Here is a 9,687-nt window from a genome sequence, read left to right on the forward strand (position 1 = left end):
CCCGAGGGAGCCGGCCCGTGCGATCCGCAGGGATCAGTTGAACTCGAGCGGGTGCGTCGCCACGCGGCCCGAGCCGTCGCCCGGGTCGATCGCGGTGATCGCGTCCATCTCGGCGGCGGTGAGCTCGAAGCCGAAGACGTCGAAGTTCTCGGCCATGCGCTCCTTGCGCACCGACTTGGGGAACACGATGAATCCGCGCTGCAGGTGCCAGCGGATGACGACCTGGGCCGGCGTCTTGCCGTGGGCCTCGGCGGCCGCCGCCACGGCCGGGTTCTCGAAGAGCGGGTACTTGCCCTGACCCAGCGGACCCCACGACTCGATGTGCATGCCGTTCGCCTCGCCCCACGCGAGCACGTCGGACTGCTGGTGCGCCGGGTGCAGCTCGATCTGGTCGACGGCCGGCACGACGCCGGTGTCCTTGACGAGGCGGTCGAGGTGCTCGGGCAGGTGGTTCGAGACGCCGATCGAGCGCGACAGGCCCGCGTCGCGGATCTCGATGAGCTTCTGCCACGCGTTCGAGTAGGTGTCGCGCTGCGGCGTGGGCCAGTGCGTGAGGTACAGGTCGACGTACTCGAGACCGAGCTTGTCGAGGCTCTCGCGGATCGCGTCGTGCGGCTGCTCGCCCGCCTGGCGGTCGTTCCACAGCTTGGTCGTGATGAACAGCTCCTCGCGCGGGATGCCGCTCTTCGCGATGGCCGCGCCGACGCCCTCCTCGTTCTTGTAGATGGCGGCGGTGTCGATGTGGCGGTACCCGACCTCGAGCGCCTCGCTGACGGCCTTCTCGGCCTCGGCCGGCGGCACGAGGAAGACGCCGAAGCCGAGCTGGGGGATGTCGAAACCGGAGTTCAGCTTCACGGTGGGAACGGTCATGGCTCCACCCTATGACCCCCGTGCGCGCGTGCAGCGTGGTGCTCGCCGCCTCCGCGCCCGCTCACGACAGGGCGCGCACCCGCTCGCGCTCGGCCTCGACCGCGGTCACGCGCTCGAACAGCGCGTCGAACACGCTCGCGCGGTCGAACTGCAGCGCGTGCTCGCGCGCGCGCTCCTCCCACTCCGCCCGCTCCCCGGCGCCCATGCCGAGCGCGCGGTCGATCGCCGCGGCGATCTGGTCGGGAGCGTCGACGTCGATGATGATCGCGGTGTCGCCCACGGCCTCGCCCACTCCCCCGGTCAGGGTCGTGATCGACGGCCCGCCGCCCGAGAGCGCCTTCTCGGCGAGGGCGATGCCGAACGTCTCGATGAACTCCGGGCGCGGCTTGGTCGGCAGCACGTAGGCCGCCGCGCCGGCGAAGAGGAACGGCTTCTCGGCGTCGTCCACGTCGACGAGGAAGCGGATGCGATCGGCGGCGGGCGAGGCGGCCGCGATCTCGCGCAGCTCCTGCTCCTCCGGCCCGCGGCCGGCGATGATCAGCTCGCGGCCCTGGGCCTGCTCCGACGCGGCGAAGCCGGCGATGAGGTCGTCGACGCCCTTGGCCCGTGCGAGGCGCGACAGGTAGAACACGTAGCCGTCGCGCTCGAGGCCCCGTCGGGCGAGGTGGCGGTCCACCTCGTCCTGGTCCAGCCCGATGAACAGCGCCGCGTTGATCGCGGGGTACGAGATGGCCACCCGCTCCTCGCAGCGCGCCGCGTAGTTCGTGCCGTGCCGCGCGTCGAGGTGGCGCGCCTCCTCGACGATGAGGTCCTTCGTGTACTGGCTCACGGCCACGCACACGTCGCTGGCGAGGTACGACTCGAGCACGTGCGCGGCCGCGCCGAAGCGATCGGCCTCGATGCACTGGCGCACGACGTTCGTGATGTCGGATCCCACCGCCTCCGCGACCGTGATGACGTTCACGGGCAGGCCCGTGCGGCGCGCGACCTCCACGGCGTCGGTGACGGCGGTGGTGTGCGGCGAGAGGTACAGCGACATCGCGACGGTGGGCACCCCGTCGGTGAACAGCTCGACGAGGCGCCCGACGAGCCCGCCGATGTAGCGGCCGTCGACCACCTTGTAGTCGCCGACCGGCTCGGGGCGCTCCACCGTGATCCCCTCGCTGTACGGCAGCACCGTCTCGAGCGGCTTCAGCGGCAGCCCCGCGGCTTGCAGCCGCTCGATCGGCCAGGTCACGATGCGCACGTCGTCGAACCCGCGCAGCAGCGCGGCCTCGGCGAGGTTGCGGGCTTCGCCGGAGTGCCCGCAGATGACGGGATCGGCACGGACGACGATGACGAGTCGACGGGTCATCGCGCCAGTCTGCGGCTTCGAATGCGTCATGCGTGTTACGGAACCAGGAACGTCCGTTGAACGCCAGAGGCTTGCCGCGCGAGCCATAGACTGGAGGGCTATGCCCGAGCCCACCATCTCCTACCCGCCGGAGCTGCCCGTCAGCGCCGCGCGGGACGAGATCGCCGCCGCGCTGCGCGCGCACCCGGTGGTCATCGTCGCCGGCGCCACCGGTTCGGGGAAGACGACCCAGCTGCCCAAGATCGCCCTCGAGCTGGGCAGGCAGCGGATCGCGCACACGCAGCCGCGGCGCCTCGCCGCGCGCACGATCGCCGAGCGCGTGGCCGAGGAGCTGCAGGTGGAGCTCGGCGGGCTCGTCGGCTACAAGGTGCGCTTCACGGATCAGGTGTCGGATGCGACGCGGATCGCGCTCATGACCGACGGCATCCTGCTCAACGAGATCCACCGCGACCGGCTGCTGCGCCGCTACGACACGATCATCGTCGACGAGGCGCACGAGCGCTCGCTCAACGTCGACTTCCTGCTCGGCTACCTCAAGCGGCTCCTGCCCCAGCGCCCCGATCTGAAGCTCGTCATCACGTCGGCGACGATCGATCCCGAGTCCTTCGCCGCGCACTTCGCCGCCCCCGACGGCACGCCGGCCCCGATCATCGAGGTCTCGGGGCGCACGTACCCCGTGGAGATCCGCTATCGCCCGCTCGTGCCCGAGGGCGCAGCCGGCACAACGAAGGAGAAGACCCCTCCCGCGGGCGCGGACGGGGCGGATCCCGCGGATCCCGATGCGGATCTCCTTCGTTATGCAGCGGAGGACGAGGTGTCGGGCATCGTCGCGGCGTTGCGCGAGCTCGATCGCGAGGCGCCGGGCGACGTGCTCGTGTTCCTGCCCGGCGAGGCCGAGATCCGCGACGCGGCCGACGCCGTGCGCGGCGCGTTCGCGAACCAGGCCGCCCCCACCGAGGTGCTGCCGCTCTACGGCCGCCTGAGCGCGGCCGAGCAGCATCGCGTGTTCGAGCGCTCGACCGTGGCCGGCGTGCGGCGCCGCGTCGTCCTCGCCACGAACGTCGCCGAGACCTCGCTCACCGTGCCCGGCATCAAGTACGTCGTCGACACCGGCACGGCGCGCATCTCGCGCTACTCGAACCGGGCCAAGGTGCAGCGCCTGCCGATCGAGCCGGTCTCGCAGGCCTCGGCGCAGCAGCGCTCCGGGCGCGCGGGGCGCACGAGCGAGGGCATCGCGATCCGGCTCTACTCCGAGGAGGACTTCGCGCGCCGCCCGGAGTTCACCGAGCCCGAGATCCTGCGCACCTCGCTCGCCTCGGTGATCCTGCAGATGCTCTCGCTCGGCTTCGGCGACATCTCGGAGTTCCCTTTCCTCACCCCGCCCGACTCGCGCGGCGTCAAAGCCGCGCTCGACCTGCTCGTCGAGCTGGGTGCGGTGCAGCCCGGGCTCGGCGAGCCGCGGCTGACGCGGATCGGCCGCGACATCGCGCGCCTGCCGATCGACCCGCGCTTCGCCCGGATGCTCGTGGAGGCCGGCCGCACGGGCGTGCAGGAGGAGGTGCTCGCGATCGTCGCGGGCCTGTCGATCCAGGACGTGCGCGAGCGGCCGGAGGAGCAGCGCGAGCAGGCGGATCAGGCGCACGCGCGCTTCGCCGACCCGGCCAGCGACTTCCTGGGGCTGCTCAAGCTCTGGGACCACCTGCGCGAGAAGCAGCGCGAGCTCGGCTCGAGCGCCTTCCGCCGCATGTGCCGCCAGGAGTTCCTCAACTACGTGCGCGTGCGCGAATGGTTCGACGTCCACCGCCAGCTCCGCGGCATGCTCCCCAAGCCGAAGCGGGCGGATGGAGCCGACGATTCCGCGCGAGCTCCCGAAGCCGACGTGCGAGCGCGCAGCGCGAGCGTGGAGCGAAGCGACCCCGCAGCGCGAAGCGCCGCCCGAGGCGTGCGAGACGCTTCTGAAAGGAACGGTCCCGAAACCGGCCACCCCCAGGGCGAAGCGATCCACAAGGCCCTGCTCGCGGGCCTGCTGTCGCAGATCGGCACGCTCGACACCCGGGACGCGAAGCCCGCGGGCCGCGGCCGGCCTGCCCCGGCCGAGTACCGCGGCGCGCGCGGCATCCGCTTCTCGATCTTCCCCGGCTCGGCGCTGCGCAAGCAGCGGCCGCAGGCCGTCATGGCGGCCGAGCTCGTCGAGACCTCGCGCCTCTTCGCGCGCACGGTCGCCCGCATCGATCCGTCCTGGGCCGAGCCGCTCGCCGGCGACCTCGCCAAGCGGCAGGTGAGCGAGCCGCACTGGTCGAAGGACGCCGGCGCCGCCGTCGCGTACGAGAAGGTCACGCTCTACGGCGTCGAGATCGTGCCGCGCCGGCGCATCCAGTTCGCCCGCGTCGACCGACCTGCGGCGCGCGAGCTGTTCCTGCGGCACGCCCTCGTCGAGGGCGACTGGGACCCGTCGGCGCTGCCCCAGAAGGTCACCCAGTTCCTGCGTCAGAACGCCGAGCTGCGGCGCCGCCTCGAGAAGCTCGAGGAGCGCGAGCGCCGCCGCGACATCCTGGCCGGCGACGAGGCGGTGTTCGCCTTCTACGACGCGCGGATCCCGCAGGACGTGTTCGACGTGCGCTCCTTCGAGGCGTGGTGGCGCGAGGGTCTCACGCGCCAGCCGAAGCTGCTCACGATGCGCGAGGAGGATCTCGTCGACAGCGCGGCCACGGCCGACGCGCGCGACTTCCCCACCAGGTGGACGCAGGGCGATCAGACGCTGGCGCTCGCCTACCGCTTCGAGCCGGGCGCGCCGGACGACGGCGTGACGGTCGTGATCCCGCTGCCGCTGCTGGCACAGGTCGAGTCCGCCGGCTTCGACTGGCAGGTGCCCGGCATGCGCGACGAGCTCATCACGGCCATGCTCAAGGCGCTGCCGAAGGCGATGCGCCGCCACGTCGTGCCCGCGGCCGACTGGGCCGCGAAGTTCTCGGCGGAGCTCGACGGCCAGGGCCCCGAGGACCACGCCGGCCGGCCGCCGCTGCCGCTCGCGGACGCCCTCGCGCGGCTCGTGCAGCGCCAGGCGAACCAGCCCGTCACGGCGGCGGACTTCGAGCTCGACCGCGTGCCCGAGCACCTGCGCATGTCGTTCCGCGCCGTCGACGCCCGCGGCCGCGCGGTGGGTTCGGACCGCGACCTCGAGGAGCTGAAGGCGCGCCTGGCGGGCAAGGCGCGCGACAGCGTGGCGCGCCAGCTGGATCGGGCGGGCCAGCGGGCCGCGAAGGGCGCGGATCGCGTGGCGCAGGCCACGACGGTGCACGCGTCGATCGAGCGCAGCGGGATCACGGACTGGGATCTCGGCGATCTTCCCGAGGTCGTCGACACGAGGGTCGCCGGCGGCGTGGTGCGCGGCTATCCGGCGCTCGTGGACGCGAAGGACGCGGTCGCGATCCGCGTCGAGGCGACGGCCGAGGACGCACGGCGCGCGAGCCGCGCGGGCGTGCGGCGACTCGTGCTGCTGCAGGTGCCGAGCCCCGTGTCGTACATCCAGGACCACCTCACGGCGAATGAGAAGCTCGCGCTCGCGGCGTCGCCTTACCCCTCGGCGCGCGCCGTGATCGAGGACTGCCGCGCCGCGGTGGCCGACGCCGTGCTCGCCCGTCACGGCGCGGTGCGCACGCGCGCGCAGTTCGAGGCGGCGCGCGATGAGGTGAGCCGCGGATCGGTCGACGACGTGCTCGCGACGGTCTCGCTCGTCGCGCGCATCCTCACGGCCGCCCGCGAGGTCGAGAAGGCCATGAAGCGCGCGAACTCCATGACGCTGCTCGGTGCGCTGAACGACGTGCGCGGGCAGCTGGCGGGCCTCGTCCATCCCGGATTCGTGCTCGCCACCGGCGTCGACCGGCTGCGGCACCTGCCGCGCTACCTCGAGGGCGCGCGCATCCGGCTCGAGCAGCTGCCCGACAATCCGGGGCGCGATCGCGCCTGGATGACCGAGTACGAGCGCGCGGCGGCCGCCTTCGCCGAGGCGGGCGGCGCCATCCCGCTCCCCGCCGACGCGCCCGCCCGGCTCGTCACGGCCCGCTGGCTGCTCGAGGAGCTGCGCGTGAGCCTGTTCGCCCAGCGCCTCGGCACGGCCGAAGCCGTCTCGGTGCAGCGCGTGCAGAAGGCCCTGAAGGCCTGAGCCGGCCTGCGCGAGCGCCTATCGTGGGGGCATGGCCGACATCCTGATCACCGTCGACGAGCTGGCCGAGCGGATCGGGCGCGACCCGCTGCTGCGCGTGCTCGACGTGAGGTGGTGGCTCGACGCCCCCGACGGCCGCCCCGCCTTCGAGGCCGGGCACCTCCCCGGCGCGGTCTACGTCGACCTCGAGAGCGAGCTGTCGGCGCACGGCGCACCGCAGGACGGCCGCCACCCGCTGCCCGAGCCCGCCGCGCTGCAGGCGGCCGCCCGCCGCTGGGGCCTGCACGACGGCGACGAGGTCGTCGTCTACGACGACGCCCGCTCGATGGCGGCCGCGCGCGCCTGGTGGATGCTCGCCGACGCGGGCGTGAACGTGCGCATCCTCGACGGCGCCCTGTCCGCCTGGACGCGCGCGGGCCACCCGCTTGAGACGGGGCCGAGCGCCCCCGAACCGGGATCGATCACGCTCGGATCCGGCCGCCTGCCGCGCCTCACGATCGACGAGGCGGCCGAGCTCGGCCGATCCGGCACCCTGCTCGACGTGCGCGCGCCCGAGCGCTTCCGCGGCGAGACCGAGCCCATCGATCCGGTCGCCGGCCACATCCCCGGCGCCCGCAACCTGCCCACCGCCACGCTCGCGGACGAGGACGGCCGCTTCCTGCCCGCCGACGAGCTCCGCGCCCGGTTCGCCGGCGTGGGCGCGGGCGATGAGGTGGGTCTCTACTGCGGCTCGGGCGTGAGCGCCTCGCACGCCTTCGTCGCCGCCACGCTCGCGGGCCTGCGACCCGCCCTGTACCCGGGCTCGTGGTCGCAGTGGTCGAACACGCCCGGCCGCCCCGTCGCCACCGGCGACGCCTGAGCCCCACGCGGCGGCGCCGCGAGTTGCCCGCCGGGCGGCCAGCCGGGAGGATGGACGTCGGGTCCCGCGACCCGCCTCAGGTATCTTGATATCGAGATAGTTTCCCGGCACATCCCCGATCACTGGAGCGCCACCGCATGTCGAAGATCATCTACACCCACACCGACGAGGCGCCGCTGCTGGCGACGTACTCGCTGCTGCCGATCATCTCGGCGTACGCGGCGAAGGCGGGGGTGGAGTTCGAGACCCGCGACATCTCCCTCGCGGGCCGCATCATCGCGCAGTTCCCCGAGCGCCTCACCGAGGAGCAGCGGATCGGCGACGCTCTGGCCGAGCTGGGCGAGCTCGCGCTCGAGCCCACGGCCAACATCATCAAGCTGCCCAACATCTCGGCATCGGTGCCGCAGCTGAAGGCCGCGATCGCGGAGCTGCAGGCGCAGGGCTACGACGTGCCGGACCTGCCGGAGGACCCGCAGACCGCCGAGGAGAAGGACATCGCGGCCCGCTACGACAAAGTCAAGGGCTCGGCCGTCAACCCGGTGCTGCGCCAGGGCAACAGCGACCGCCGCGCGCCCGGCGCGGTGAAGGCCTACGCCAAGGCGCACCCGCACTCGATGGGCGCGTGGAGCGCCGACTCGAAGACGCGCGTGGCGACCATGGGCCACGACGACTTCGCCTCGAACGAGAAGTCGTACGTCTCCCCCGCCGACGACACGCTGCGCATCGAGCACGTGGCCGAGGACGGCACCGTCACGGTGCTCAAGGAGAAGCTGCCCGTGCTCGAGGGCGAGGTCGTCGACGCGACCTTCATGAGCGCCGCGGCCCTCGACGCGTTCCTCGCCGAGACCGTGCGCGAGGCCAAGGAGCAGGGCGTGCTGTACTCGGCCCACCTCAAGGCCACGATGATGAAGGTCAGCGACCCGATCCTGTTCGGCCACATCGTGCGCGCCTACTTCGCGCCGGTGTTCGAGCAGTACGGCGCCGATCTCGAGGCCGCGGGCCTGTCGGCCAACGACGGCCTCGGCGCCATCTACGCGGGCCTCGAGCAGCTGCCGAACGGCGCCGAGATCCGCGCCGCCTTCGACGCGCAGCTGGCCGAGGGCCCCGCCCTCGCGATGGTGAACAGCGACAAGGGCATCACCAACCTGCACGTGCCGAGCGACGTGATCGTCGACGCGTCGATGCCGGCGATGATCCGGATCGGCGGGCACATGTGGGGCCCGGACGGCAAGGAGGCAGACACCCTCGCGGTCATCCCCGACTCGTCGTACGCCGGCGTCTACCAGACGGTGATCGACGACTGCAAGGCCAACGGCGCGCTCGACCCGACGACGATGGGCACCGTGCCGAACGTGGGTCTCATGGCCCAGAAGGCCGAGGAGTACGGCTCGCACGACAAGACGTTCGAGGTCGCCGCGGCCGGCACCATCCGCGTCGTCAACGCCGCCGGCGAGGCCGTGCTGAGCCACGACGTGCAGCCGGGCGACATCTGGCGCGCCTGCCAGACCAAGGACGCCCCGATCAAGGACTGGGTCAAGCTCGCCGTCACCCGCGCCCGCCTGTCGAACACCCCCGCGGTGTTCTGGCTCGACGAGAACCGCGCCCACGACGCCAACCTCATCGCCAAGGTGAACGAGTACCTGCCCGAGTTCGACACCGAGGGCCTCGACATCCGCATCATGGCGCCGGCCGAGGCGACGAAGTTCTCGCTCGACCGCATCCGCCAGGGCCTCGACACCATCTCGGTCACGGGCAACGTGCTGCGCGACTACAACACCGACCTGTTCCCGATCCTCGAGGTCGGCACGTCGGCGAAGATGCTTTCGATCGTGCCGCTCATGGCCGGCGGCGGGCTGTTCGAGACCGGCGCGGGCGGATCGGCCCCCAAGCACGTGCAGCAGCTCGTGGAGGAGAACTACCTGCGCTGGGACTCGCTGGGCGAGTTCTTCGCGCTGGCGGCCTCGTTCGAGCACCTCGCCCAGACCGAGGACAACGCGAAGGCGCAGGTGCTCGCCGACACGCTCGACGCCGCCACCGCCTCGTTCCTCGAGAACGACCGCTCCCCCGGCCGCAAGCTGGGCACGATCGACAACCGCGGCTCGCACTTCTACCTCGCCCTGTACTGGGCGCAGGAGCTCGCGCAGCAGACGGCCGACGCCGAGCTGGCGGCGGCGTTCGCCCCGCTGGCCGAGAAGCTCGCCGCCGACGAGCAGGCGATCGTCGAGGAGCTGATCGCGGTCCAGGGCACGCCCGCCGACATCGGCGGCTACTACCGCCCCGACGCGGCGAAGACGGCGGCCGTGATGCGCCCGTCGGCCACGCTGAATGCGGCGATCGACGGTTTCTTTTCTTGATCTGCGCGCGCTCGGGCACCCGCTGCGCGGGTACCGCTCGCGTGCTCGCGCCGGCGCTCCCGCGCCGGCGAGGCGGCGCTTCGCGCCG

Annotated in this window: 5 protein-coding genes; 3 read left to right on the plus strand and 2 right to left on the minus strand. The window is 72.6% G+C overall.

The window, feature by feature from the left end:
- Positions 1-33: 33 nt before the first annotated feature.
- Both ACWDR7_RS04045 and ACWDR7_RS04050 read right to left on the minus strand, forming a co-directional pair.
- Positions 34-870 carry an aldo/keto reductase gene (locus ACWDR7_RS04045; RefSeq protein ID WP_449853649.1) on the minus strand — a complete coding sequence of 279 codons (837 nt, stop codon included), beginning with the start codon at positions 868-870 and terminating at the stop codon, positions 34-36.
- 61 nt (positions 871-931) lie between these two features.
- Positions 932-2,224, minus strand: a complete 1,293-nt coding sequence (locus tag ACWDR7_RS04050) for a glycosyltransferase (protein ID WP_449853650.1) — start codon at positions 2,222-2,224, stop codon at positions 932-934.
- A 100-nt stretch (positions 2,225-2,324) separates the two neighbouring features.
- Here ACWDR7_RS04050 and hrpA point away from each other — a divergent pair, with 100 nt between their 5' ends.
- From hrpA to ACWDR7_RS04065, 3 genes are all read left to right on the plus strand, one after another.
- Positions 2,325-6,386 carry an ATP-dependent RNA helicase HrpA gene (gene hrpA, locus ACWDR7_RS04055; RefSeq protein WP_449853651.1) on the plus strand — a complete coding sequence of 1,354 codons (4,062 nt, stop codon included), beginning with the start codon at positions 2,325-2,327 and terminating at the stop codon, positions 6,384-6,386.
- Between the two features lie 31 nt (positions 6,387-6,417).
- Complete coding sequence (locus ACWDR7_RS04060; protein ID WP_449853652.1) at positions 6,418-7,245, plus strand: sulfurtransferase; 828 nt, start codon at positions 6,418-6,420, stop codon at positions 7,243-7,245.
- A gap of 137 nt (positions 7,246-7,382) precedes the next feature.
- A complete protein-coding gene (locus tag ACWDR7_RS04065; protein WP_449853653.1) occupies positions 7,383-9,599 on the plus strand; it encodes an NADP-dependent isocitrate dehydrogenase in 2,217 nt (738 codons plus the stop codon).
- Positions 9,600-9,687 lie beyond the last annotated feature (88 nt).

It is taken from the genome of Microbacterium sp. NPDC003461, assembly GCF_053588335.1.

Bases quoted from the DNA above. Each gene is read 5' to 3' on its own strand.
- ACWDR7_RS04045 (WP_449853649.1), bottom strand. From the start codon at position 870: ATGACCGTTCCCACCGTGAAGCTGAACTCCGGTTTCGACATCCCCCAG.
- ACWDR7_RS04050 (WP_449853650.1), bottom strand. From the start codon at position 2,224: ATGACCCGTCGACTCGTCATCGTCGTCCGTGCCGATCCCGTCATCTGC.
- hrpA (WP_449853651.1), top strand. From the start codon at position 2,325: ATGCCCGAGCCCACCATCTCCTACCCGCCGGAGCTGCCCGTCAGCGCC.
- ACWDR7_RS04060 (WP_449853652.1), top strand. From the start codon at position 6,418: ATGGCCGACATCCTGATCACCGTCGACGAGCTGGCCGAGCGGATCGGG.
- ACWDR7_RS04065 (WP_449853653.1), top strand. From the start codon at position 7,383: ATGTCGAAGATCATCTACACCCACACCGACGAGGCGCCGCTGCTGGCG.